We start from the raw sequence: 25,214 nt of genomic DNA on the forward strand, positions 1-25,214 counted from the left end.
CTTCCTGTGACATGCAATGAGCGCCTCCTCATTAATGAGGTGTCCAATGGAAGTAAATCTTAGATTCGGGTCTGACTTCGCCATGTTTGCTATTCTTGCTAATTTGGTTTCCACTTTGGTTCTGCCTCCGTTGTGCAGGAAATGTTTTCTTAACAAGATCGATCTTTGTGTCGCTCGCCTTCCCTCCACCAACATTACATCGGCTTCTTTGGTACTATGCGGCGATCCGACTCCCTGACTACCATTTGGCTTTCTTGCGTTTCATTGCTTGGCCGCCATACTCCTCATACCGTTCCTAAAGAGTACTTAGTATGGGAAGAGTGTCAGGGTCTCCCAAGTTGCCGAGTGATTATTGGTATACATGCCTGGCTCTTCGACCCCGGGGAAGCCCCGTCTAGACTCACCTATTACGCCTAGTGGAATGTTGCCTTCCGGTAAAATGACGCCGTCGGCCTTCCCAATTTCTGCATTTCGAGGCTCATTCACTTTCAGGCCTGCATCCTATCTGTCTACGCTTAAACGGACCTGTTACCATGTCCGCTCCAAGACTCGTTATTGGTGGCGTGGTTGGCGCCTTTCCAAGCAGGGTTCACACCTACTACCTCACTCGACCTAGGCTTGGTCGCTCCATTTTTGCAGGCAATCGATATTGTTTTGATTTACACTCTTTCTTGCGCACCTTACTCTATTTACTCGTATTACTATGTAACCTTGCTGTTTTCCAGTTCCCGACGCTTCATAGAAATACTCTTCTAACTGCTTTCTAACTGCTTTCTAACTACTCTTTTAACTGCTTTCCAACTACTTTTCTAACCGCTCTTACAACTACCCTTCTAACTGCTTTTCTAACGCTTTTCCAACTCCTCTTTTATCTCCCCTTCTTAACTCTTCTGTCCACTCTTTTCTTCCTCTTTTTGTTGCTCCATCTCGGCTTTCCGCAGCTCCCTACTCTATTCATCGGCATTCGGTTTGGATTCTGTCACAAAACGTTTAGAAGTCCAGTTTGTCGGGAGATACCCGATCTGTTAAAATGAGCTTGCAGTTACTAGGAGGGGGAAGTCGACATGAAGCTTAAAGCGACGTTGATTTTATTGGCGCTTTTGGCCGGAACGACGCTTATCGTTTTCCTGTTAATGTACGGGACCGGGAACCAGAATCTACGGCAGAATATGGCGAAGGATTTGCCGACGCACGATGCGGCCCAAGCCTATGTACTGGATCAAAAATTACTTGCCTCTGTAGATGAAATTCAAGCGATCCATCCGGGAGGTCCCTCGTTTTTGATGCTGACAGGCAAAGATGATAACGGACTGGACAAATATGTATGGGTTGCAGGGAAGGACGATTCGATAGAAGTTTATGGAGCTGTTCTTGAGACCGATGGCGTAGCCGAACAAGCCATCGTAGAATCTCTACAGGCCAAAGGGATTGAGACGGATCAAATTGCCGAAATGCACATCGTTCCCCATGACTATAGATCACAGAACATCGTATGGTTTGTCCGGGAAAAGGGTGAAAAGAGGCACATGCTCTGGTATGACTTCGCAACCGGAGATTTAGTCTGGGAAGCCTACGGCGAGCCTACCGCCTGGGAAAGAGACAAAGCCTTCCAATCGTTCAAAAAAGATCGCTGAGCCATTACAGGTCAGCGGTTTTTTTATTTCTTCAGCGCTTCTCCCCACTGCGACAAAAATCGTCATCCTCTCCCCAACCCGTTCTCCCGATCCCCCTATTCCGACATCACTCGAACTTTCTGTATATGTTTGCCATTATAGCGGATAAGAGCCCTCTTAGGGAATCCAATTTAGAGAAAAACTACAATCGGAGTCATTCGAGTATGAGCAATCGCGGTTAGACAGCATCGCTGGCTGCTTTTTGGAGGTGTCGCCGAATAGATATGTCCTCATGATTTTGGTTCGAGCATGAACAAAGTGTATAATAACAAATATAGCATCCTGGCTTAGGATGACAGCTTGGAGGTGTATGATGTCACGACGCCATTTTTTGAAAATGCTTTTTTCTGTTTTCATTCTAGTTTTTGGCGGATTTTGGTCTTTCTTGCGGCGGCTGTTCGGAATGACGGAGGAGCCCGAGCCGGATGAACCCGATCAGGTAGTCGCAGCGGGAGAGAGAACCGAGCAGGAAAGAACAGGACAACTGCTATTCTCAATGTTTCTGCTGAGCGACTTGCATATAAGTCTTTATGATACGACGACATCGGATAAGCTCAAAGCAACTCTGGACGATATTACGCAGTTGAACCCCAACGCCGACGCCGTAGTGATGGGCGGAGATCTGACCGATTACGGCCGAGAAGGAGAATATAAGCTGCTTTGGTCCTTGCTGGACAGCTATGATTTACCCAAACTGCACGCCAATATGGGGAATCACGATTACTATGATATTTGGATTAACGATAAAGGCGGCTTTGCTACGGACACGATGCCGAACGGTAAAACCGATGCCCAGTCAAGAGAGCGGTTTCAGCAGTATATGAATTACGATAAACCCTATGCCGACGAATGGATTAACGGCATTCATCTGATCATGCTGTCTCAAGAAGCTTATCTGCAAGAAAGAGAAGAGGTAGGTGAAGGGGCCTGGTACTCCGACGAGCAACTGAATTGGCTGCAAAATAAAATGGCCGAGCATACGGACGGAGAACCGGCTTTAATCATGATTCACCAACCGCTGCCTGCCGTCGGCTCCGATGGAGGAACACACCGGCTCATCCGGGCCAATGAATTCCGCGAGATTCTGAAGCCCTATCGCAACGTCTTCGTATTCTCCGGGCATACCCACCGCGATTTTTACACGGATAACCATTATGCCACACAGGAAAACATCCACTGGTTCTCCAATTCGGCTGTGGGAAGGCTTCGTCCTTCCGCCCCTTCAACCGACAGTCATGCTCAAGGAATGTATATCCAGGTTTATGAAAAAGAAATCCATGTGCGAGGCCGGGAATTCACCACTCGCCAATGGATTGACGTCGCAGAATGGCGGGTTCCTATGGAATCAGCATCCAAATGATACCTCCATTAAATAAAGCTACATATGCGGCTGAAATAAGGGTAATAATACCCTTGTTTTCATCCGAAAGCTTCAATGCCGGCGTATTAGAGGTAAAAATGCTCTTATTTTGAGCCGCAACATTCATGTGCGGTGCATTAATTGACTGCCGTCATGCTACGCCACACCGCGCTCTGGGGATCTGCCCTCAGTGCGCAAGAATAAACTTGCTAAGCAGCTACTAGTGGGCGCAACAGCTGCAAAAACCCGCTCTCTCTACCGCCGTAAGGCCGTAGGGAGAGCGGGTTTTTATACTAGTACTTCCAATGGAAACTTACTACTCTTCAAACAGCCGTTCTCCCCGGTGAAGCCGCCAAGCGATTCTGGCCACGTGCGGCAGCTCCCTTGCCGTCGGCGCATGCGCTGCCAGATACCGCGTGATCGCCAGCACCATCGTCTCCTGCGCCCTCTTCGCGAGGGGTCCGGACAGCTCGGACCAGCGGTCGTATTCCTGAATTCCAGCCTCCAGCATCTGATAGGAATGGAATTCAGCGTCCTCCCGCAGCAAAGAGTGCCCGAGCGTATTGAATAGCGCCTGAACGTCGCCGTCCCGGCTCATGTAATGCGCCGCCCAGTCGGCCGCTTGTTCCACCTGCTGACGCTGGTTCAGCAGCTCGAGCAGCTCGCTCGGATCGGTCGTATGCCCGCGCTTGGCGGCCTGCTCCGGATTCGCCTTAGGCGCGGTCGGAATATTCAAGAAGCGGTCGAGGTAAATGCTGACCGCCGAATAATAGACCGCCCGCACGGTTGGCGTTCCGGACCCGCGCAGCAAGCTTTTGTGAACGGCATGGGCATGCGTGAACGTATGCAGGACGGCGATCCAATCGCCGAAGTCATTCTGCGTATGGAAGCGGACGATCCGTTCTGCCGCAGCCAAGGCGGCCAGGCGGGCGATGCGCACCGGAGAAACGCCGTCCACCAGCGCTGCAGTTATGGCCGCGATCGTCTCAAGCGGCTCATCCCCGAGCAGCAGCTCCACCAGCGCCTCTTCATCCAGAGGCACAGCGCTCTCCGAATCATCGTCCGCGGCTTCCCGTATGTCCGGCAGCTTGGCGAACGCCTCCCATAATGGCGCAACGAGATTGATCGGATGCCGCCAGTTATTTCTCTCCTCGCTTCTCGTCGGATTGGCCAGCAGCGGAACGAGCGAAGCGAGGACCAATCCCTCCTGCCCTTCGTCCAGATGCTCCAGCATTTCGAAGGCTTTGTTATGAAAATCGAATGTATGTCCGCCATCGAGGTAGAAGTGATCCGTAACGGCAGCAAGCATCATGTCCGCCAGTTCGTTCTTCGCCGCCCCTTGGCGGATAGCCGTTAGAAGCACCCTTTCCGCCCCCTGCGTATCCCGAACCTCCACGCATTGGCGATACCAAGCGGCCAAGCGCTCAAGCGATGCCTCCGTATCCGGCAGCGGCTCCAGCAGGAAACGGGGCGGGCTTCCGGCACAATCGGCAGCCACGCGGCGCAAACCGTGGAATAAAGCGAGAATCCGTCCATAACGGTCCAGCTTCGGCAGAATATTAACCATAGCTGCGAGAATAGTCAGTCCCGAGCCCCAGCCTCTCGAGCGATGGACGATCCCATATTCGATTCCCACCCGCGCGATCTGCTGCTCCGGCACTCCTGCATCAAGCAGAGCAATGACGGATTTGGCAAGGACCAGCGATATGTTCTGCTCCAGCCCTTCCCGCAGCCGCTTCAGATGCTTTTCCGCTCCTCCACGCGTTCGCGGCTCCGGATGGACCCATACGCCGCCTTCCTCCACTTTGACCTCGTAAGTCGGCACGTCATCGGCCCACGGATCGAGCGTCCCCCCGCTGCATATATCGAATCGGGCGTGATGCCAGTGACAGGTTAGAATTCCATCGCATAAGCTCCCCATATGAAGCGGAAAACCCATATGAGGGCAACGATTATCGACCGCATATACCTGTCTTTCGTGCACGAACACGGCGATTCCGCCTTTAATCACCTTTGCCCCGGCGCTTTGCAGTTCCTGCAACGATCCGGCGTAAGTCCACTGGCTCATTCTAATTCCTCCCTAAATCGCTTACATGTCCTATGTGAGTACGAGTATAGGATGAAATAGATCAGAAATGCGGTGATATGCTATAACACATAAGTCATGTCGCTTATTTAACTGCCTATTATTTCCATTATACATAAAAAAGGAGGCAGCAGGGGAAGATCCTTTATTTTGTTATTAGGGAATAGGGGCTTGATTCGATCCAGAGATAACCGGCTAATATAAACGGTCCGGAACGTACAGGCCATACTGACGGAAATAATTACGGTCCATGAACGCCACAGCGCGGCAGCAAACCGTTACGGTGAAAAACCTTCCCGGCTGATCAACAGCCGATCAGGCGGGAACTCGCGACTCATTCCTTCGATAACCCGCTGATAGGCATCAGGCCGGTACCATTCCTCCAGACCCAATCGCTTATAAAGGCTGCGCATTCCCAACTGCTCCGTTCGTTTGCCGCCGCTGCCGTCTCCCATAAAATAATCGTCAACGCATACTCTGTTGGTAACCCGGCTTAGCCTGGCAGCAAAGTCATCACCGGAGGGCAAAACAGGGGCAACCGCGGCCTGGGTCGGAATCCCTGCTTCTGTCAGTTCCTGCAGCGCTTTAAGTCTCGCCGGAATCGGTGGGGCATATGGCGCAAAAGCCTTGCGCACCTCCTCCAAATCCGTCTCCACCGTTACGCTGACCCGAATCCGATCCTGCAAAAGCAGGAACAAATCCTTGTCCCTCGTCACAAGCGGACTGCGTGTCTGAACAAACAGAAAGTCCGGCGGCTCCTCTATCATCGCCTCCAGCAAGGAGCGGGTCACCTGCTCCTTATATTCTACCGGCTGATACGGATCGGTGCTGGAGGACATGAAGATGGTTACCGGTCCTTTACGCCTGGCGCTGCGCAATTCCTTAAGCAGCTGTTCCCTGGCTCCGGTCTTGACATCGACCCAGTTCCCCCACTCCTTGCCGCGAAACAAACCGACAGGCATTCTGCGAACATAACAGTAAGTGCAAGCAAAAGTGCACCCTCCGTAAGGATTCAGCGTATGGGAATACCCCTGCAAAAAGCCGCTGCCCGGATTCAACAGCCTCGCGGATTTTTTATACTCGATATCCTTCTTCATGCTTATCCCTCCTAAGAGATCCTCTTGATCCGAAGCATGCCAAGAGGCGGCTTCAACCCGCAGCCTTGCATTTCACCTAAAGAGCCTCGTCCAATTAAGGACAGCCATTTAGAATCATATTCGCAAACATTCGCCGATCTATTTTGGAAACTTAGTGAAAATATAACACTGCAATCGTGCACTTGCAATGTTCAAAAATAGCATGTCATGCCCGAATGATTTGCATTGCAATTTCCATTGCGGAGGAAATGGATGGATAGCTGAAGCAAATTAGGAAGTCTTCCATAAGGATATTGCCTTTTAGCCTTGTATCGGTTACCTTTGATAACGAAACTTGGAAGGAGTGAGAAGCATTTGTTGAGTGCGTTCATCCTATTCCTGGCCGCAGGGCTGGCCGAGATCGGCGGGGGTTATCTGATTTGGCTGTGGCTGAGAGAGTCCAAACCATCCTGGTATGGCCTCTTGGGAAGTCTGGTACTCATTGTCTACGGGGTTGTTCTCACTATGCAAAGCTTCCCTAACTTTGGCAGAGTCTATGCTGCTTATGGCGGGGTCTTCATCGTATTGGCTGTCTTATGGGGATGGGCGGTGGACAAGCAGACGCCCGATTTCTATGATTGGTTGGGAGCCGCGATTTGTCTCGCCGGTGTAGCTGTTATCCTCTGGGCTCCCCGTTCCTAGCGGACAGGGACGAATTTCTTGGTTTATTAAACATTGAACCGCCTAAGAGAGCCAGTCTCGAATAATTTGCACCCATCCGAAGATGGAGAGCCACAATGGTATACTAAGCAGCACTCCCCAGACAAGACCGGCCAAACCCATTTCCCTCTCTTCCATCGTTCACCCGCCCCTTTGTCGTATTCTATGTTTCGGCGGCACGAAAGGGTGAAGAAGAGCAGGAATCCCCGTCAATCCATGAGGTGCCTCATTCCCTTAAGACTGTGAGGGACTGCCCCTGCAGTACGGAGAGGTGATTCAACCCTCAAGATAGAGAGAGGCTTCCTGCCAATCATGACCGACTCCCACCTTGTGTGCCCGATAGTATCCATTGTTTACCGACATGGGACAATCTAACCTTCCATGGAAATAATACGCTATAAAAAATGCGCAACGCGCGCCTTTCCGGCACGCGTTGCTGTGACCGTTCGATGATTTTCGAACGGATTTCATTAGCAATTGTCTCCTCTCCAGTGACAAGCTTCCAGATGATTCGTGAAAGTAAAGCTAAGATGGCCTCCCTCCGCCTTCGGTCTATTCCCAGTTATTTTTAGTGAGTTGCCGGGAAAGTTGTTGTCCTTGACGAATACGTATATCTCTTATTTCTGCCGAACGTTACACTGCCGGGATAGCAATGGAGGTTTCACGCGCGCGAGATATCAGGAGGCGTTTCGATGCGGCGGGTGGTTATTGCTTTTGGTAGCGTTCATAGGCCGTCTCATAGATTTTCATGTAACGTTCCAGCCCCATCTTCTCCATCTTTTGGACATAATCGTCCCACTCGGAGAACGAAGCGGCGCCCGTAATGAATTTATCTCTCATCTCTTCGATAAAGATATCCAGATCGGATTGAATCGTCGTCAATTCATCCTGCTCCTCGGTCGTAAAGTTAAAGGCGGGCCAGATTTCTTCATCTTTAAGGGTGTAGGGCAGAGCCTTAGTGGTGTTCTCTATTGAAGAGGGACGACCCTCCGCTCCTTTAAAAAACTTATGCTTAATAATGCCCGGATAATAGCCTCCCGGCCAAATCAAATACTGGCTGACCGCCTGATCCAGGTTAAGCCCTTTAGGATTGTTAATGATTTCATCCGTATATTCCAGTTCACCGCTCGGCTGCTCCTTGTAGGTTACGTCCTTAAAGCCCATGAAGAACATTCTCGCTCCTTCATCGCTATAGAAGTAATCCATCCAGCGAACGGCAGCTTCGGGATTTTGATTCTTGTCGGTAATAATGAATTGACCCAAATTTCCGAGCGGAGAACCGATCGCCGTATTTTTCCGATCCCCGTAAGGACCTTCCAAGACTGGCATCCCAATGTAGCCTTGTTGGTTAAAGATCGACTCCGGATTTACATTGGAGACGAAGCCGTATACCCCTTCCGAAGCTCTCGCCGTAAATTCCGCTGTTTTGAGCGATAAAATTTCCTTATCGATCAGCCCTTCGCTGTACAGCTTATTTGTATACTCCAATATTTCTTTATAACGTGGATCGGCAGGAATAAACCGCAGCTTCTTCGTCTCGGGATCTTCATCAATATGGACATTAGCTGTCCCGTGGTTGTTCAGCCCGAAGGAGCCTTTCAGGAAGTCCAGCAGTTGGCTGATTCCTAAGGCGCCATAAGGGATTTCATCCGCCTGCCCGTTCCCGTTCGGATCTCCTTCCTTAATCTGCTTCAGCACATTATAAAATTCGTCCAGCGTCGTCGGCTCCTGCAGGCCGAGGTTATCCAGCCATTCCTTCTTCATCCAGGGCGTTCTCGTTCGCACGGCCATGAATTCAGGATCGCGAATCGTCGGGAAAGAGTAGATGTTCCCGTCCGGCATCGTTATTCCTTTTTTGACAATCGGATAGTCATCCATCAGCTTTTTGAAATTGGGGGCATATTCCTCTATCAAATCATTCAGTGGAAGGAACACCCCTTCTGTTCCATACCGGATCAGATCGGGCTTGGAGACCGCGGTAGCATACAGCAGCTCCGGATAATCTCCCCCGGCTAGCAAAAGATTGCGCTTTTCAGTCAATGTTTCTACTTGAACCGTATCCCACTCCATATGAAGATTGGTCATTTTCTCATATTCCTGCCAGAGCATCAGATTGTTCCAATCGGCGGAGGCAAAAAACTTCCCGGCAAAAGCTTTCATCGTAATCGGCTCATTAACGATCGGCATTCCCGTTTCATTCAAATTATCCAGAATGCTGTCGTCCCTCTCCGCTTTACCGCCCCCGCCTCCACCTCCACATGCCGACAGTAATGTACCTGTCAAAGTAACAGACAATGCGAGCGAACACCACGCTCTTCTCCTCATCATGAATGGCCTCCTCCAGGGATAGACGATTCAGCCTCGACCGGCAACTGCCTGCTAGAGTCACTATATATCAAATCTGCCCGCCAGATCACTCACTGACCGAAATCCCATGTTATAAAAAACAAACGGTAAGCGTTTACAAAGGAGTCAGATTTAATTCACTGGGAACCTGGTACCTGGACAATCTCACTAAATTGGAATCACGCTCCCTTCTTAAGCGGCATTTCGGTACGGATCTTACAAAATACGGACATTCGAAAGTCTGCACCGCATCAAAATCGCTTCCATTTTATTGAATAAACCTCCTGCCGTCAAGGTTATATTCAGCTAACTTGCATTAAAATACGAAATATTTCGAATTTTATAAATATTTAGTAGGTGTAATAGATTCCGTATTCCTAATTCGATTGGGAGCTTGCAGAGAAAGGAGTGCTTCAGGTTAAATACTCCTTCCCCTATTCGGATCTAGATTACTCATCGGAAGAAGAGATTGGACAGAGCGGAAACGCATTGGAATTCGGTCATACGCTGGAAGCCCAAATACAAGGCCAGATTCGGGCCGGTTTCGTCATTGCTGGATTATATGAAGATACTTACGGAGGACAAAAGGCATTGGGCCAGTATACCCACACAGTTTTATCGCAACAAAGGCAATCAGGCCTGCCTGAGGATGACTTTAATGCGAAGGCTCATGGACCGCTGCTAGCAGGATAGGCTGCTTTATGATGAGACCTTTTGGACCATTATCCCCTTCATTCAGGAACTTTCTATTCCGCAACTACTCCCTTACCTCCATCCCTTCATTCGAGCAGTCGATTATGCCATGCCCCTTTCGAGCAGATCGATTAGAGCGCGCCCTTTTCGGAGAGTGATAAGGCCAATGCCCACACTCGGTCCAGAGGAAATCACACGACAGAAATCAACCGTTATTCCTTTGATGCAAAAAAGCTCGCCTGAGGCCGAGGTGGCTATTGCTTATTATCATTCCGCTCTCCTGATTGAAGGGGATAGCGGTCAAAAGCATTCCGGGCTCCTGATCGAAGGGGATAGCGGTTAAAAGCATTCCAGGCTCCTGATCGAAGGGGATAGCGGTCAAAAGCATTCCGGGCTCCTGATCGAAGGGGATAGCGGTTAAAAGCATTCCAGGCTCCTGATCGAAGGGGATAGCGGTCAAAAGCATTCCAGGCTCCTGATCGAAGGGGATAGCGGTCAAAAGCATTCCAGGCTCCTGATCGAAGGGGATAGCAGTCAAAAGGGGATATAGGAGACATATGAAGGGATCTATGACCTGCTAGTATAGGCCCTGTTCCTTAATATTGTGAAGGGGGTATTCCCTATGCCAATGCCTGTGCAGCCATGCAAGTCAGGAGAGGTCCGCGTCGTAAAGAAAGGGACAGGTCCATACCACCCTTCAAGCATCCGTCCAATCCAAGCAGACGGGGTATTGCCACTTCATGTTAGCGTCCAGATTCGCTCGTCGCAGAATCGTCTTTCCCCTTATGCCTCATCCGATATTCGTTAGGGGTATGTCCTTCGTATTTCTTGAAAACTTTACTGAAGTATTTCTCATCCACATAACCAACCATCGCCGCCACCTGAGCAACTTTTAAATTCCGGTTAGCCAGCAGTTCCTTCGCTTTGCTCATCCGGATGCGGGTCGTGTAGTCGGACAGATTCTCCCCGAATACCTGTTTAAACTTTCGAGAAATATATTCCCGGCTTAAATGGAATCGGGCAGACAGATCATGAAGAGCGACTTCCTCATCATAGTGCTGACGGATATACCGCTCTATTTCATAAATCCCGTTACGTTCCCTTTTGCGATTCTCCTCGATCCGCCTGGACAGTTCCATTAGACTTCCGGTCAATTCCTTCCTCCATTGCTCTACCGACAATGTCCCTTCGTCCGTCAGGGGAATGATGCACGGCCCCTGCTCCCGCATCCGGGCATTCGTTCGCTCCGGGTCTTCGGCATCCGCCGCATATTGATTGTGCCAGGCCGTTCTCAGCACCTCGTACTCCTGAATCCACAGCTCGAATTGCTGCAGCGGAATTAACGGGAGCCGGGCTACCGCTTCGAACCAGCGGCCCACGGCCTCGGTGATCCGCCTCTCCTGTCCGCTGCTGACCGCAAAGCGCAAGCTCTCTTCGAAATCGGTCAAATGCAGCGAAAGGCTTGGAGCCGTCTCCTGCTCTGGAAGGTATGGATGTATCCAGCGGCTTCTCCGCAGCAAATCACGCTGTCTCAGCGCGATGCCCGCTTCCCGGAATGATTCAGGAAGCCCTTCCGGAAACGGATGAACCCTGCCTAAACCAAATTCAAATCTCCCGCCCAGTGTCCGGCCGATCGCCTCATTCAAGCTTTCCAGCAGCGAGCCGGAGGCGCTCAAATCTTCCCACAGCAGCAGCACGATTTCGCTTGCGCTGTTCCAGCAGCGAAATGCGTATCCCCTACCTTCCGCTGTAAGAAATTCGTTGCATATATTAATCAGGCTGAAAAAGAGCAGATCTTTGCCGGAGGCGAACTTTTGACGGACTCGTCTGTTCATCGTATCCAGGTGAAGAATGGCTACCTGGCATTCCGGATGAGTAAGCGGCGCTATCTTGAACTCATCTCGCAAATTCTCGCGAATGGAGCGGTAATAAGAGGGCTCGTTCAGTAGCTGCGAGAACATCTGGTCCCAATACACCGGCTTAATCTGATTCATTTCGATCGTCCGTCGGCGTTCACGGCTCCGTTCCTGCTCCTCCTCTTCCCTGAGCTGCACCGCCTTGCTTACGGCGGCATGCAATTCTTCAGGATCGATCGGCTTCAGGATATAGTCGATTCCGCCGTGCTTGACCGTCCCCCTCACGTATTCAAAATCGTCATGTCCGCTAATGACGATCGCCTTGGTCAAGCCGGCATGATGCTGAATCCATTCGAGCAGCTCCACTCCGCTCTGACCCGGCATGATCATATCCGTGAACACGATCTCCGGCTGTTCCCGCTTCATAATGGCAATCGCGGACTGGACATCAGAAGCTTCATAGACCGAAGAGATTCCATACCGCTCCCAGTCCATCAGCAGTTTAATCGCATCCCGCACATGTTGTTCATCGTCCACGACCAGTACTTTCATTGCTTTCCGTCCTTTCTTGCTTCCTCTTTAAGGGGAATCCATAGAATGACCTTGAACCCCTGCGGCTCATTGGCCGCTACCTCCAATCGGGCCAGATCGTCATAGTACAGCTTCAGGCGGAGCAGGACGTTGCTCAGGCCGATATGGTCATTGAAGACTGAGCCTGCCGCCTCTCCCGTCTCCGTTCCGTTCTTCGCCGAAGGGGAGGGTGCGGTTTCATTATCCAGAGCTCCTCCGCTATGATCCCGCTCCAACGAAGCCTTAAGCTTCGCCAACGACGAAGGCGGCATTCCTCGGCCATTATCCGACACTTCCAGCCGGAGCATCCTTCCTGCCCCCGCACCTGCACCTGCACCTGTTCCTGTTCCTGCTACCGCTTCTGCTCCTGTTCCTGTTCCTGCTACCGCTTCTGCTCCTGTTCCTGCTAACACTTCTGCTTCTGCTCCTGCCTCTGCCTCCGTCTCTTCCGCCGTTACAGCTCCGGTCAACCGAATCTGTTGTCCTCGCAGCGACGAATCAAAGCCGTGCTTGAAATAATTTTCGACCAGAGGCTGCAGAATCATCTTCGGAACCGGAGTTTGCAGCACCTCCGGTTCCAGATCAAACTCGCTGGCCAGCTGATTGCCAAACCGCTGCTTTTGCAGATCCAGATAAGCTTTCACATAATCGACCTCCACCGACAGAGGAACGACCGATTGGTTCGTGTTCATGCTGTAGCGCATCATTTTTCCCAGAGAGGAAATAAGGGAATAAATTTGCCGCTGCCCTTGCTGCAGCGCCAGCGTCCCGATCGACTGCATTGCATTATTGATAAAATGCGGATTGATCTGCGCTTGCAAAGCCTTCAGCTCGTTCGTTTTATTAGCCAGCTCCAGCCGGTATTCACGCAATATCAGCTCGTTGATCGTCTCCATCATCGAAGCGAAGCGAGTACCCAATAGCGCCAGCTCATCGCTGCCCTTCACTTCAATCTCTACCTGGAGGTTCCCGGTGCGAATCCGGTTAATATACCCGATCAATCGTTTGATCGGGGCTGTTACATGGAATGAAATCCATAACGTGGCCAGAATAACGATGACCAGGAAACCGATGAACACGAGCGTATTAATTGCGGTCAGCTGCCGGGCATTTTGATACAGAACATCGAATGGAATTCGTTTGACGAGCGTCCACTGAAAGTATGGGGTCTCCAATTTCTCATAAATATTCATTCCCGCAAAGCTCTCATCCCTCCAAGAGAAGCTGCCCTTCTCTTCCCCTCTGCTCAACAAATGCTCCACCCACGGTTCCTTCAGGACTTTGCCCATTTGCTCCGAATCCGGACTATAGACGATCGCTCCCTGCTCGTCCAGTACGTACAGCAGCTCTTCCTCCCGATTGTACAGCCGTTCGACAATGGCACGAATCGTATCCAGCGCTATATCGATGGAGATTCGTCCCAGCACTTCCGTGGATGGCGCATCCAAAATCGTACGGTGAAGAGTCAGAACCATCTGCTGGGGAACATATGGAAAATTATCAAAGTGATAATTGCTGCTCATATGGGTGGTCTCTACCCTCACAACCGGATCCGGGAGCAAGGGAGGGTCCGGTGCAGCCGCCTTCCGGTTGCGCCGAAAGTTGTCATTGATCGCCGCATAAGCATCCCCTCTTTTTTGAAAGTAAAGATACACCTGATGAATTTCCGGCACGGTATGACTTACCGATTGAAGGAAGCGAAAGATCTCTCTCTCATCCATAAAGCTGCTGTAATCATCCAGGGACCTCGGGTAGTTGAACATATCCCGGATAATCGCATCATTATCCAAAGCAAACGAGGCTTTGCGCACAATGTCCAAATAATGAAGCAGATTGGTCTTCCCTTGAAACAACAGGTTGGCGCTGGTGACAACGCTTTCTTGAGCGACGGTTTCTTTCGTGTATTGATAGGTAATGATAATAGAAGTCACGATCGGCACAATCGTGGCCGCCAGTAAAAATACGATCAATTTGTTGCGAAGACTTTGTCTGATCTTGAACATTCTCTCGACCTCTATTCCGGGGTAAAGGTGTTGTAGCCGATCCCCTCCCTTAACGATAAATATTAAACTGGATTTTAACAAGACAGGTCAATATTTTCCACCTCTTCGGTCACCATAGTCGGTGTATTCCAACGCTTACATCCTTTATATTTAGTATTACTCTAGGTTACTCGACGATAAATGATGAGGTGGACTCTGGCAATCTAATCCCTGCAGCTTCCAAGGCCTTGATTGTTGCAATGCCGGTATACTCGGGGCCGGAGAGCTCATCCATAGCCATCGCAGCCAACATAATCTCCATAGCCATCAACGGCCATCTACACGTCGGTATCCGGACAAATAGCAACCGGAGGTGTCCGCATGAACAGCAAAAAAAGAGCCAGCCAATGGCTGCAGCAGATCGTCTTCGTCGGTCCCGCCTTCTTCTTTTTTTGCTTGATCGTCGTCGTTCCGTTCGGGATGAGCATGTATTACTCGTTCACCGAATGGAATGGAGTCACCAGTCACGTTCGCTGGATCGGACTCGATAATTTCCAAACTATTCTGCTGCACGACAAAGATTTTCACCAATCGTTCTGGTTTACGATTCGCTTCACGGCAGCTTCCGTGCTGCTTACCAATCTCGTCGGATTTTCCCTTGCTCTCTTACTGACGCAGGCGCTAAAAATCCGCAACATGCTGCGGACGCTGTTCTTCTTGCCCAACGTAATAGGCGGCCTGCTGCTCGGCTTTATTTGGCAGTTTATCTTCGTCCGGGGCTTTACTACCATCGGTGAACTGACCGGGATCGGACTGTTCGAGCTTCCATGGCTGGGAGATTCCGCAACCGCTTTCTGGGGCCTCGTCATCGTCAGCGTCTGGCACGGCTCCGGTTATTTGATGGTCATCTATATTGCGGGATTGGTCAACGTTCCACGGGATCTGGTCGAAGCCGCCAAGATTGATGGCGCCACCCGATGGCAGACGCTTCGCAACGTTCTCGTCCCTCTAATAATGCCGTCGGTGACCGTCTGCTTATTTCTAACCATATCCTGGGCTTTCAAAATGTTTGACCTGAACCTGTCGCTGACCAACGGCGGTCCATACGGCTCGACCCAGTCGGTGGCTCTCAACATTTATCAGGAAGCGTTCCGCAATAACCGCTATGGTTTGGGAACCGCCAAAGCGCTTCTCTTCTTTATCGCGGTAGCGCTCATTACGATCGCCCAAGTGACGTTTACGAAGAAGAAGGAGGTGGAAGCCTGATGCCCACGGGAAACCGTTACTTCCCGCGCCTGTTCCTTCTGGAAATCATCGCGGTCATACTTGTCCTGCTGTTTCTGGTCCCTTTTTACTTCGTCATCGTCAACTCGATGAAGACCTTCGGGGAGCTGCTGGCCAACACTGCCAATCTTCCCCAATCCCTCTACTTGGAAAACTATGCCCGAGTATGGGAAATCATGAAGTATCCGAAGGCATTCGTTAATTCACTCGCCATTACCGTGCTTAGCAACCTGGGCCTGGTGCTGATCAGCTCCATGGCCGCCTATCGGATGGTCCGCCACCCGAGCAAGCTCAACACGATTCTGTTCTCGGCCTTCATCGCCGCGATGGTGATTCCTTTTCAATCCATTATGATTCCGCTCGTCAAGGTGGCTAATCTGGCCGGGTTAATGGACAGCCGACTAGGTCTGGTCGTCAACTATTTAGGCTTTGGGGTCTCGCTCAACTTGTTCCTATACCATGGTTTCATCAAGTCCATTCCGTTGGAAATCGAGGAATCTGCGCGAGTGGACGGTACTTCCAGCTATGGAGTCTTCTGGCGAATCGTATTTCCGCTGCTGAAGCCCATGACCGTGACGATCATCCTGCTCAACAGCTTGTGGATCTGGAACGACTTCTTGCTGCCGTCACTTATTCTGAGCAGTCCGGACCTGCGGACCATTCCACTCTCGACTTACTCGTTCTTCGGTCAATATACGAAGCAGTGGGATTTGGCTTTGGCCGCTCTTGTTCTCGGGGTCGCGCCGCTTGTCATCTTTTTCTTCGCCTTGCAGAAGCATATTATTGAAGGAATCACCGCCGGCTCCGTCAAGGGCTAGACCTTAGGGGCGGCGCCCTGTTAACGCTTATCGGTCTGCAGGTTCATACAGCCACTGTGACTAAAAGCAATATGAAAACGATAGCGAAATTTCTAATCCGTTGTTCAACCCATTTTACACAAATAAAGGGAGGGCTTTGTCATGAAAAAAACAGTTTGGTTTGGACTCGTTCTTCTGCTGATGCTATCCGTAATAGTGACGGCCTGTGGTCAAAAGAAAGAGGAAGGCAGTCAAGGGAACGGGGAAGCCGGCACCGGAGGAGAAAAGCAGGTTACGCTTAAAATATTCCAATTTAAGGTAGAGATTGCGGAACAGTTAACGCAGCTGGCCACCGAGTACATGAATGAAAATCCCGGTGTAAAAATTCAAATCGATACCGTGGGAGGAGGCTCCGACTATGGCGCGGCGCTAAAAGCGAAGTTCAGCTCGGGAGATAAGCCGGATATTTTCAACAATGGGGGATACAGCGATCTGGATTTGTGGCTGGAGCATCTGGAGGATTTATCCGATCAGCCGTGGGTTAACGACCTGGTCAAAGGCGCCGGAGACGGCATGACTCATGACGGCAAGCTTTACGGCCAGCCGCTCAACCTGGAAGGCTATGGGTTCATTTACAACAAAGATTTGTTTGCTGAAGCCGGAATTACGGAATTGCCTAAGACGATTAGCGATTTGGAGGAAGTGTCCAAGAAGCTGGAGGCTAGCGGGATCACCCCCTTCGTCAATGGATATGGGGAGTGGTGGGTGCTGGGCAACCATTTCGTGAACTTGCCGTTCGCTCATCAAGCGGACCCGGATGCTTTCATTGCCAGCCTGAACGAAGGAAGCGCCAAAATCCCGGGCAACGAAGTGTTCGCGGACTGGATGAAGCTGTTCGATCTGACGCTGCAATACGGCAACAAAAATCCGCTGCAAACCGATTATAAAACCCAAGTGACGGAATTCGCCTTGGGCAAAGCGGCGATGACGCAGCAGGGGAACTGGACGCAGCTGCAAATTACCGAGACCAACCCGGACATTAACGTCGGCTTCCTGCCTATGCCGATCAGCGACGATACCGCGGCTAACGACAAGCTTCCGGTAGGTGTGCCGAACAACTGGGTCATTAATAAAAACTCCGCGGTGAAAGAAGAAGCGAAGAAGTTCTTGAACTGGATAGTTTCTTCTGATATGGGCAAAAGGTACATTACGGAAGAATTCAAATTCATTCCTGCCTTTACCAACGTCTCCGCGGACGAGAGTGTGCTGGGTCCTCTCGCGGCAGATATTATGAGCTATGCGAATGACGGAAAAACCTTGACCTGGAACTGGTTCAAGTTCCCTGGCGGAGAAGCCTCCAGCAAGAAATTCGCAGATGCCATGCAAAGCTATATCGCGGAAAGAACGAACAAGGACCAACTGCTGGAAGACTTCGAGAGAACGTGGGAAAGCTTAAAGAAATAAAAACTATTTCCCAGGCATGCAGAATTGACAATGAATGCTCTGAACGCGCGCTGTTTCCGGCGCGCGTTACTGCGTTGCTTGAGCAGGAAACGAGCTTATTTTCGCCTTTACCATCCCAGCCCGATTCGCTCAGGCGCCTGTTCATCCGATTCCAAACCTCCAGATGCGACTAATTCATGCTTTGGATTTGTGACAGCGCAAAAGCTCCCGAATCGGCCCCAAGCAATGCTTCAATCATGCCCCCGGTTGATTCCAACCTGAGCTTATTTCGCGCATTAGAGGCGTTCAAAACATGAGGGCCCCTGATCATATAAGCCTATATCTCCCAGTCCAACGGATAGATGGGACGCTTCAGGTGACGGTACGTAAAATGGCTCAGGTTAAAGCCGCAGCAACCGGGCGTATCCACTTGTACCGTTCCGACCGCACAGGAGCCGAAGGCCGTCTGCCAGGCGACCGCCGACTTCACGGCGATCAGATCGAAATCGGCCGGATTCAGCCCGAGCGAAGCAACATGCCCGGGGTCCCACGGGGCCACCCTCTTCTCGGTCAGGATGACGGTCACGCTCCCCGTCTCAATGACCGCGGTGCGTCCCATATCCGCCCATTGCCCCGTCATATACGGTCCGATGTGGCGGTATTGGCCGTCGAACAGCAGCCGGACTTTGCCTTCGATCGGAACCGGATCGCCATGAAAAGCATCTGCCTTCCCGCCGACCCGGCCTGTAAACGTTCCGCCGACTCCCGCCGCGATCGCCTGGGACACCGCATCTCCGTCGCGGATAACCATCAAGCTTGTGGCCGGAGCACCGACCAAATGCTGAAGCAGATGGGTGGCATCCCCTGGAGCTCCTCCGCCGACATTGTCCGAGCCTTCGATCAGAATGACCGGCCCGCCGGCGGTCTTAAGCCGCAGGGCCTGTTCGACGCTTTCCTTGGCGCTGCAGCCCGCTACCGCAAATTCCTCGCGCCGCTCCCGGACCAGCCGGACTAGCTTCTCGGCGCATTGTTCGGCCAAGGCCGGATCATTATCCGTCGTCACGACGAAAGCCATGCCGGCATCCTCCACATCGCTGTATGGAAATCCGCCCGCTACAGTGATATTAAGCACTCCAGCTTGCTGTTCCAGCTCGAAGGCGGTCTCCATGATTTCCTTCATGAAACCCCCATGAGTCACCATAGCTTGCGGTGCCACCAATAGCCGCGAATGCCTATAGGAATGCATAGGTTTGACCTCTGAATGGAGCATGCGGCCGAGAAGCAGGGCCGCTTCTACCGCTCTTTCATAGGCATCTATATGCGGATAGGTATCATAGCCGATGATAACATCGGCCAGGTCCACCATCTGCGGGCTGATGTTGGCATGGAGATCCAGCGTTATCGCTACCGGAAGCTCCCGGCCGGTCTTATCGCGGATTCGTCTCAACAGCTCGCCTTCGACATCCCGGCAGTCTTGAGCGACCATCGCGCCGTGTAGCACGACGATCAGACCGTCAATGCCTGCGGGAACCGAACGGACGACCTGCTCCGCCAGCTCCTCGAAGCATTCCGTCGTCACCATTCCGCTCGGAGTGGCCGCGACATGGGTACCGGCGATCAGCTCCGCCTGCAGCTGCTTCACCCCGTCAATAACGCCGCCCATGGACGTCCGGGTTTTCTCGTAGCGCTCGCGGTAAGCTTCCGTTCCCGACACCCATTCCCCCGCAAAATGATGCCGTTCCGTCGTTCCTGGAGCAAATGAATTCGTCTCATGAAACATTCCTATCACGCCGATTTTCATGTTTGCTTCCTCCTGTCTTTATGAACCGAACCGGGCCTATTTCCACAGCCGGACAATATTGCGGGCGGCATGGTACAGCAGGTTCGGCGCCGCCGCGATCGCCTGCTCCAGCGTCATCGGGCCGTTCGCTATCGAATGCATGCTGTCGAACACGGAGTACAGATCGTCGGGCCGATCGGTCAAGCTGCCCGACAGGAGCACTGTCTTCACTCCGTGCCGCTTGGCCAGCGAGGCCAAATAGAACGGCCCCTTCCCATGCAGCGTCTGCTCGTCCGTCCGGCCTTCTCCGACGAACAACCAGTCGGCTTCGGCCAGCAGCGCCTCGATCTGGGCCGCCTCGGCTATCAGCCGCGCGCCCGACTCCATCCGGGCGCCGAGGGCGAGAAGCCCGAACCCGAGGCCGCCGGCGGCCCCGGCTCCGGGAGTGTCGCACAGCCCCGGCTGCTTCAGGCGCTCCTCGACGGCTTGCGCATAATTCGCCAGCCCCCGGTCCAGCTCCTCTACCTGCGCGGGAGTCGCGCCCTTCTGCGGACCAAACATGGCGGACGCGCCATGAGGGCCGCAGAGCGGATTGTCCACGTCGCAGGCGATCCGCAGCTCGGCTTGCTTAAGCAGCGGGTGCAGCCCGGCCAAATCGACGGAGCGGACTTGGGCCAGGCTGGAGGCCACCGGCGGTACGGGCTGTCCGGAAGCGTCCGTAAAACGGGCCCCCAGCGCTTGGAGCATTCCGAGGCCGCCGTCGTTCGTAGCGCTGCCGCCGAGGCCGATAATGAATTTACGCAGGCCGCGCTCCAAGGCATGCAGTATACATTGCCCGACTCCGGCGGTCGTCGTATTCAGCGGATTGCGCTCATTCTCCGGGGCAAGGGCCAGCCCGGCGATGGCAGCCATTTCGATGACAGCCGTTTGCCGGTCCCCCATAATCCCGTAGTAAGCCTGAACCTCGCGGCCTAATGGACCCGTGGCGGTCTGCTCAACTTTTTCTCCTCCCCCGGAATAAAGAAGGGCGTCGACCGTCCCTTCCCCACCGTCGGCGACCGGGAAGACGCGCACCGCCGCATCGGGCATTTCTTGTAGAATGGCTTCCCGGATAATGCTCCCCGCTTCCTTAGAGGTCATGCTTCCTTTGAATGAATCCGGTGCCACGATAAACCGCATGCCGCTCCCCCTTTCAGAAATTTACGCCCACATCCCCCAGCATCTTCCGGGCGCATCTACCGTGAATGTCTGGATATTGCCGGTATCGGCAACCGTGACATAGCATTGCTTCCCGTCCGGCCCACCGAACGTCAGATTGGTGCAATCGGTTCCTTCCAGCCGGACCTCCTGGAGCAGCTCTCCGGCCGGGCTCAGCTTGGCCACCGTTCCTTTGCCATGACGGGTAACGTACAAATTGCCCTCCATATCGCACCGCATTCCATCCAGACCGAAATCGGGGAACCGGATCAGCAGCCGTTTATTGCTCATTTCTTTCGCTTCATTCAAATCATAGGCCCATACAGTACGCTGCACGGTTTCATTCACATACAGCACCCGCTCGTCAGGGCTTACCTCGATTCCGTTCGTCGTCCCCATGCCGGTTTCGAGAAGCGTCACGGCACCGCTCGGGTCGATCCGCCATAGCTGGCCGTTCTTCTCTGACCAATTAGGGTCGCTGGCGAAGACCACTCCATCCCGAGTTATCGCGATATCGTTAGGCTGGTTCATCTTCGGCTCATGAGCGTGGATCGTCCATTCCCTCGTTGTCATATCGACTTTAAAGATGTTGTGATGAACATAATCGGCTATGTACATCCTCCCGTCCCGATCGAAACGAATTCCATTGCCTACGCTTCCACCCGGCAACTCCAGGAAGATTTCACCCCGTCCGTCCGGGGTCACCTTGCCGATCGTATGCTGCTTCTCATAATTCACCGCGTAAATATTGCCTTCCCGATCGGATGCCGGGCCTTCGATGCCGCTGGTAAAGGTATGGCGGGCCGTAAACTCCCGGCTGATATAATTCTGGCTCATCCCTTACCTCTGGGAGAAAGTGCATAGGCTACTACATCGACTTCAATTAAATATTTGCCAATCCCGCTTTCTACCGTGGTGCGAGCCGGATACGGGGCCTTGAACACTTTCTCGTAAGCTTCATTGAATTTCGGAATGTCACTACTCCGACTAACGTGTACGTTCGATTTAATGACATGATCCAGCGTCAATCCCTCTTCGGCCAGAATCAACTCAATGTTGCGGAAGCACTGTACCGTCTGTTCTTCTATCGTATCTCCTACGAGTTCTCTTGTTTCCGGATCGACCCCTACCTGCCCGGACACATAGACAAAATCCCCCGCCCGGACGGCATGAGAAAAAGGAAGCGGAAATTGGGGCGCCTTGCTGCAATGAATCGTTTTGGACATAGGTCATTCATCTCCTTATCATAAGTTATTGAGCATTCTAAAAAATCTTCCATCTCTAAATGCGGCATAAGCATTCATTTCGTTCCAAAGGCAAGAGCCTTCGACACTTCAATATCTGACAGGCTCTCCTTGACAGATGGTCCTTGGCCAGCCAAATGGAATTCCTACAGTTAGTTCTTGCTTTGTTCGCCAAATATCCGGACTAAATGGAAAACCTGCCGTTAGAAATGGGGATAGAGATGGATTGGCTAGATTTGGTCCAAACTAGCTGTATGATTTCCGGCTAGATTGCAAAAATCGTCTAATCTGGTTTATTTACCCGCATAAAATCCAGTTAGCTTGGCGGTAAAGGAAATCAAGCACCTCCAGGCTGAGCCTTCTCTAAAAAATACACGATCAAGTTACTTTACCGCGAGCATCGATCGTAATGATCGATTCGACCTGACCGTTGCGCACGCCGTATATCTGGTCATGCAAGTTGGTCGTCGTGCAGCAATGGTTCGGAATAAAAAACAGCCGTTCCCCGATACGGTACGAAGCACCGGCCGGAACCCGCACATTGCCGTGCTCTTCGCTGAATTTCTCCATATAAATATCGTGATTCCCTCTTACAACTCCGAAGCCCGGACGATGAGAATTTCCGTCGTAGCTGAAGGTTTTGGAGCCGCCGTCGACAATCACTGTACCGGGACGAGGAGTGCTCACCACTGTAGTCATAACGGTCATCGCGCACTGGGATTCGTCAATAATGCCGATGGACAGCTGACCTCCGTCACCGAACACATAGGCGCCGGGACGAATTTCGCTGACTCCGCTTTGCTCTCCAATATACTTGGAGGTTGGCGTCGAGCCGATGCTGATCTCCGGAACCTCTACTCCGGCACGGGCTAGCCATTGCTGGGTCTCGACCAACAGCTCCGCTTCCTGTCTGGCTGCCGAACGAAGCTCGTCCTCGCTCGTCTTGCTGTATGAATAGCCTCCGTGAGTCATCAGCGCGCGTACCTCTACCCCGGGAAGCTGCGCGATTTGCTTCACCAGCTCCCCCGTTTCCTCACCGGGCTCCATGCCGCAGCGATTCAATCCGGTATTCACATCAACGTACAGCGGGATTCGTCTGTTCAAGGCTTCCCCCAGCTCCGAGAGACCTCTGGCCACATCCATGTGATCGACGCTCACCTTGATGTCGGCTATTTCCATTAGCTTGGCCAGCCTCTTCAGCTTCGCCTTGCCGACGATCGGGAAGGCGATCAGAATATCATGGATACCCGCCTCGGCCATCACTTCCGCTTCACCCAATTTGGCGACGGTAATGCCGCAAGCTCCATGCTTGATCTGCTGTTGAGCTATCCAGACCGACTTGTGCGTTTTCGTATGCGGGCGCAGCCTGACTCCGGCCTCCGCAGCCAATCGGGCCGTCGTTAGCAGATTGCTTTCCAGCACGTCCAAATCGATCAGGACGGCCGGCGTTTCTATTTCTTCCAGTGGAATAGGTTGACTCATCTTATTAACCCTCCCTTTCCAAGGCTCTGCCGGCAAACACTCCGGTTACTTTCTCCCCGCGTACCGCTACTTTGCCATTGACCACAACATAAGGAATCCCGACAGGCGCGCTTCTCGACAACTGATAAGTTGCCGTATCCGTAACCGTCTGTTCATTAAAAATAACAATATCCGCCGCGCAGTCTTCCTTCAATACTCCGCGGTTCTTTAGCCCGAAACGGTCGGCCGGCACCTTCGTCATTCGATTGATCATCGTCTCTAGCCGGAATCCATATTCCCGGCAGAACCTCAGCAAGCGGGGAAAGGTGCCGAACGCTCGGGGATGAGGATTTTGGCCGAGCGGAATGCCATCGGAGCCCACCATGTAATACGGTCGGGAAAGCAGCTCCAGGCAATCGCGGTTGAATCGGTCCCAGGCTTCCAGACTGGCCTCATCAAACATAGATTCCGCCGAATCGTGATAACCGACCTGCAGCTTCTCCGCCAGCAGCAAGTCACACAGCATGTCGGGAATCGATTGTCCCCTTTCCTGGGCCACTTCCCGGAAGCTGCGGCCGATATATTGCGGATGATTAGGCAGGTTCGTGAAGTAGCCCCCTACCGGAATCGTATTCTTCTCGATGCCTTCGATCAATCGGGGGCGCTGCTTCGGATCGGCCAGCCGTTCGAGCAGAGCGTCGAAGCCACCCTCGAAGCACCATAGCGGCAGCCAAATAACGACATACCCGCTGCCGGAAGGATAGGGATACAGCTCCAGAGTAAGGTCGACGCCCCGCTCGTAGGCGGCATCGATATGCTCCATCACTTCCTTCACCCGGCCGGCCTTGGGCAAGCTGGTCCGGTAATGGGAAAAATGCAGCTTGGCCCCCGATCGTTCGGCAATTTCAATCGATTCCAGCACAGGATCGATCGGCTCTTCCCGAAAGACGGTACGGATATGTGTGACATACACGCTGCTATTGTCCGCCACCACCTTGCACAATTCCACCATTTCCTCCGTATCTGAATAGGAGCATGGATAATAGCTCAAGCCGGTGGAAAAGGCGACGGCTCCCTCCTTCAGCCCTTGGTCCAGCAGCCTCTTGGCTTGCTCCAAAGACTTGCCGGTCAGCGGCAAATCCCGCATTCCCAACGTTTCGAGACGAAGAGCCCCATGAGGAACCTGATAGGCGGTGTTAATCGCCACGGTCCGGTCAAATTTCATCCGGTACTCCCGCACAGTCGACCAATCCAGCGGGATGTCGGGAGCACCGTTGAGTCCCGCGAGAAATTGGAAGTACATCGCCAGATTGTCCTTGCCAAGAGGAGCGTAGGACAATCCATCCTGCCCCAGCAACTCTGTCGTAATCCCTTGCTGCAGCCCGGAAGCGTGCTGACGATCCCACAGCAGCATAAGATCCGAATGCACGTGAGTATCGATGAAGCCCGGGGACACGATCATCCCTTGAGCATCGATGACCTCCCTCGCTTCCTCCGCGCTTCCAGCGTCTCCCTCGTGGCCGTCGCTTTGACGGATGATCCGGGCTATCTTCCCGTCTCTAACCGCAATCGAGCCCTGGAACCGATCGTCTCCGGTTCCGTCCACAATCGTCGCATGTTTAATTAAAATATCGGCCTTCATGTAA

Annotated in this window: 20 protein-coding genes; 7 read left to right on the top strand and 13 right to left on the bottom strand. The window is 52.4% G+C overall.

All coding sequences use genetic code 11. The annotated features are described in order from the left end of the window. Positions 1-1,064 precede the first annotated feature (1,064 nt). Positions 1,065-1,634, top strand: coding sequence for a hypothetical protein (locus KJS69_RS20635; RefSeq protein ID WP_213585686.1), 570 nt, complete (start codon positions 1,065-1,067; stop codon positions 1,632-1,634). Positions 1,635-1,983: 349 nt separating this feature from the next. Then, on the top strand, positions 1,984-3,033 hold the full coding sequence (locus KJS69_RS20640; protein WP_213585687.1) for a metallophosphoesterase family protein: 1,050 nt from the start codon (positions 1,984-1,986) through the stop codon (positions 3,031-3,033). A 316-nt stretch (positions 3,034-3,349) separates the two neighbouring features. Here the strand turns inward: KJS69_RS20640 and KJS69_RS20645 are convergent, their stop codons facing one another. Both KJS69_RS20645 and KJS69_RS20650 read right to left on the bottom strand, forming a co-directional pair. After that, the gene (locus KJS69_RS20645) at positions 3,350-5,101 is read right to left on the bottom strand and encodes a Rieske (2Fe-2S) protein (protein WP_213585688.1); all 1,752 of its coding nucleotides are present in this window, start codon (positions 5,099-5,101) and stop codon (positions 3,350-3,352) included. A 296-nt stretch (positions 5,102-5,397) separates the two neighbouring features. Next, on the bottom strand, positions 5,398-6,216 hold the full coding sequence (locus tag KJS69_RS20650) for an SPL family radical SAM protein (RefSeq protein WP_213585689.1): 819 nt from the start codon (positions 6,214-6,216) through the stop codon (positions 5,398-5,400). 354 nt (positions 6,217-6,570) lie between these two features. On the opposite strand from KJS69_RS20650, the gene KJS69_RS20655 reads away from it, so the two are divergent. Beyond that, the gene (locus KJS69_RS20655) at positions 6,571-6,897 is read left to right on the top strand and encodes a YnfA family protein (RefSeq protein ID WP_213585690.1); all 327 of its coding nucleotides are present in this window, start codon (positions 6,571-6,573) and stop codon (positions 6,895-6,897) included. A gap of 723 nt (positions 6,898-7,620) precedes the next feature. Here the strand turns inward: KJS69_RS20655 and KJS69_RS20660 are convergent. Next, positions 7,621-9,240 (bottom strand): extracellular solute-binding protein, encoded by a 1,620-nt coding sequence (locus tag KJS69_RS20660; protein WP_213585848.1) that lies wholly within the window; start codon positions 9,238-9,240, stop codon positions 7,621-7,623. Between the two features lie 429 nt (positions 9,241-9,669). On the opposite strand from KJS69_RS20660, the gene KJS69_RS20665 reads away from it, so the two are divergent. Further along, a complete protein-coding gene (locus KJS69_RS20665; RefSeq protein WP_213585691.1) occupies positions 9,670-9,954 on the top strand; it encodes a hypothetical protein in 285 nt (94 codons plus the stop codon). 205 nt (positions 9,955-10,159) lie between these two features. Here KJS69_RS20665 and KJS69_RS20670 read toward each other — a convergent pair whose 3' ends face one another. The 4 genes from KJS69_RS20670 to KJS69_RS20685 all read right to left on the bottom strand — a co-directional run bounded on the left by KJS69_RS20670 (position 10,160) and on the right by KJS69_RS20685 (position 14,690). After that, a complete protein-coding gene (locus KJS69_RS20670; RefSeq protein ID WP_213585692.1) occupies positions 10,160-10,459 on the bottom strand; it encodes a hypothetical protein in 300 nt (99 codons plus the stop codon). A 238-nt stretch (positions 10,460-10,697) separates the two neighbouring features. Continuing rightward, a complete protein-coding gene (locus KJS69_RS20675; RefSeq protein ID WP_213585693.1) occupies positions 10,698-12,362 on the bottom strand; it encodes a response regulator in 1,665 nt (554 codons plus the stop codon). After that, positions 12,359-14,383 carry a cache domain-containing sensor histidine kinase gene (locus KJS69_RS20680; RefSeq protein WP_213585694.1) on the bottom strand — a complete coding sequence of 675 codons (2,025 nt, stop codon included), beginning with the start codon at positions 14,381-14,383 and terminating at the stop codon, positions 12,359-12,361. Before KJS69_RS20680 ends, KJS69_RS20675 begins: the two co-directional genes overlap by 4 nt. Positions 14,384-14,549: 166 nt before the next feature. Further along, positions 14,550-14,690, bottom strand: coding sequence for a hypothetical protein (locus tag KJS69_RS20685; protein WP_213585695.1), 141 nt, complete (start codon positions 14,688-14,690; stop codon positions 14,550-14,552). Between the two features lie 53 nt (positions 14,691-14,743). Between KJS69_RS20685 and KJS69_RS20690 the strand changes: the two genes are divergently transcribed. The 3 genes from KJS69_RS20690 (at position 14,744) to KJS69_RS20700 (ending at position 17,907) form a co-directional block, all read left to right on the top strand. Next, complete coding sequence (locus KJS69_RS20690) at positions 14,744-15,628, top strand: carbohydrate ABC transporter permease (protein WP_213585696.1); 885 nt, start codon at positions 14,744-14,746, stop codon at positions 15,626-15,628. Further along, positions 15,628-16,464 (top strand): carbohydrate ABC transporter permease, encoded by an 837-nt coding sequence (locus KJS69_RS20695; RefSeq protein WP_213585697.1) that lies wholly within the window; start codon positions 15,628-15,630, stop codon positions 16,462-16,464. The genes KJS69_RS20690 and KJS69_RS20695 overlap by 1 nt, the downstream gene beginning before the upstream one ends. 141 nt (positions 16,465-16,605) lie before the next feature. Further along, positions 16,606-17,907 (top strand): ABC transporter substrate-binding protein, encoded by a 1,302-nt coding sequence (locus tag KJS69_RS20700; protein WP_213585698.1) that lies wholly within the window; start codon positions 16,606-16,608, stop codon positions 17,905-17,907. 316 nt (positions 17,908-18,223) lie between these two features. On the opposite strand, the gene KJS69_RS20705 is transcribed toward KJS69_RS20700, so the two are convergent. The 6 genes from KJS69_RS20705 to KJS69_RS20730 form a co-directional block, all read right to left on the bottom strand. Then, positions 18,224-19,687 carry a M81 family metallopeptidase gene (locus KJS69_RS20705; protein ID WP_213585699.1) on the bottom strand — a complete coding sequence of 488 codons (1,464 nt, stop codon included), beginning with the start codon at positions 19,685-19,687 and terminating at the stop codon, positions 18,224-18,226. 36 nt (positions 19,688-19,723) lie between these two features. Next, complete coding sequence (locus KJS69_RS20710; protein ID WP_213585700.1) at positions 19,724-20,845, bottom strand: glycerate kinase; 1,122 nt, start codon at positions 20,843-20,845, stop codon at positions 19,724-19,726. Positions 20,846-20,866: 21 nt separating this feature from the next. After that, complete coding sequence (locus KJS69_RS20715) at positions 20,867-21,700, bottom strand: SMP-30/gluconolactonase/LRE family protein (protein WP_213585701.1); 834 nt, start codon at positions 21,698-21,700, stop codon at positions 20,867-20,869. After that, complete coding sequence (locus tag KJS69_RS20720; protein WP_213585702.1) at positions 21,697-22,089, bottom strand: RidA family protein; 393 nt, start codon at positions 22,087-22,089, stop codon at positions 21,697-21,699. The genes KJS69_RS20715 and KJS69_RS20720 overlap by 4 nt, the downstream gene beginning before the upstream one ends. A gap of 396 nt (positions 22,090-22,485) precedes the next feature. Then, positions 22,486-23,589, bottom strand: coding sequence for an alanine racemase (locus KJS69_RS20725; protein WP_213585703.1), 1,104 nt, complete (start codon positions 23,587-23,589; stop codon positions 22,486-22,488). Between the two features lie 4 nt (positions 23,590-23,593). Next, positions 23,594-25,210: an N-acyl-D-amino-acid deacylase family protein gene (locus KJS69_RS20730; protein ID WP_213585704.1), complete on the bottom strand. Its 1,617-nt coding sequence runs from the start codon at positions 25,208-25,210 to the stop codon at positions 23,594-23,596. Positions 25,211-25,214: the final 4 nt, after the last annotated feature.

It is taken from the genome of Paenibacillus sp. J2TS4 (genome assembly GCF_018403245.1).
Lineage (GTDB): Bacteria > Bacillota > Bacilli > Paenibacillales > NBRC-103111 > Paenibacillus_L.

Bases quoted from the DNA above. Each gene is read 5' to 3' on its own strand.
- KJS69_RS20635 (WP_213585686.1), top strand. From the start codon at position 1,065: ATGAAGCTTAAAGCGACGTTGATTTTATTGGCGCTTTTGGCCGGAACG.
- KJS69_RS20640 (WP_213585687.1), top strand. From the start codon at position 1,984: ATGATGTCACGACGCCATTTTTTGAAAATGCTTTTTTCTGTTTTCATT.
- KJS69_RS20645 (WP_213585688.1), bottom strand. From the start codon at position 5,101: ATGAGCCAGTGGACTTACGCCGGATCGTTGCAGGAACTGCAAAGCGCC.
- KJS69_RS20650 (WP_213585689.1), bottom strand. From the start codon at position 6,216: ATGAAGAAGGATATCGAGTATAAAAAATCCGCGAGGCTGTTGAATCCG.
- KJS69_RS20660 (WP_213585848.1), bottom strand. From the start codon at position 9,240: ATGAGGAGAAGAGCGTGGTGTTCGCTCGCATTGTCTGTTACTTTGACA.
- KJS69_RS20670 (WP_213585692.1), bottom strand. From the start codon at position 10,459: ATGCTTTTGACCGCTATCCCCTTCGATCAGGAGCCTGGAATGCTTTTG.
- KJS69_RS20675 (WP_213585693.1), bottom strand. From the start codon at position 12,362: ATGAAAGTACTGGTCGTGGACGATGAACAACATGTGCGGGATGCGATT.
- KJS69_RS20680 (WP_213585694.1), bottom strand. From the start codon at position 14,383: ATGTTCAAGATCAGACAAAGTCTTCGCAACAAATTGATCGTATTTTTA.
- KJS69_RS20685 (WP_213585695.1), bottom strand. From the start codon at position 14,690: ATGGCTATGGAGATTATGTTGGCTGCGATGGCTATGGATGAGCTCTCC.
- KJS69_RS20690 (WP_213585696.1), top strand. From the start codon at position 14,744: ATGAACAGCAAAAAAAGAGCCAGCCAATGGCTGCAGCAGATCGTCTTC.
- KJS69_RS20695 (WP_213585697.1), top strand. From the start codon at position 15,628: ATGCCCACGGGAAACCGTTACTTCCCGCGCCTGTTCCTTCTGGAAATC.
- KJS69_RS20700 (WP_213585698.1), top strand. From the start codon at position 16,606: ATGAAAAAAACAGTTTGGTTTGGACTCGTTCTTCTGCTGATGCTATCC.
- KJS69_RS20705 (WP_213585699.1), bottom strand. From the start codon at position 19,687: ATGAAAATCGGCGTGATAGGAATGTTTCATGAGACGAATTCATTTGCT.
- KJS69_RS20710 (WP_213585700.1), bottom strand. From the start codon at position 20,845: ATGCGGTTTATCGTGGCACCGGATTCATTCAAAGGAAGCATGACCTCT.
- KJS69_RS20715 (WP_213585701.1), bottom strand. From the start codon at position 21,700: ATGAGCCAGAATTATATCAGCCGGGAGTTTACGGCCCGCCATACCTTT.
- KJS69_RS20720 (WP_213585702.1), bottom strand. From the start codon at position 22,089: ATGTCCAAAACGATTCATTGCAGCAAGGCGCCCCAATTTCCGCTTCCT.
- KJS69_RS20725 (WP_213585703.1), bottom strand. From the start codon at position 23,589: ATGAGTCAACCTATTCCACTGGAAGAAATAGAAACGCCGGCCGTCCTG.
- KJS69_RS20730 (WP_213585704.1), bottom strand. From the start codon at position 25,210: ATGAAGGCCGATATTTTAATTAAACATGCGACGATTGTGGACGGAACC.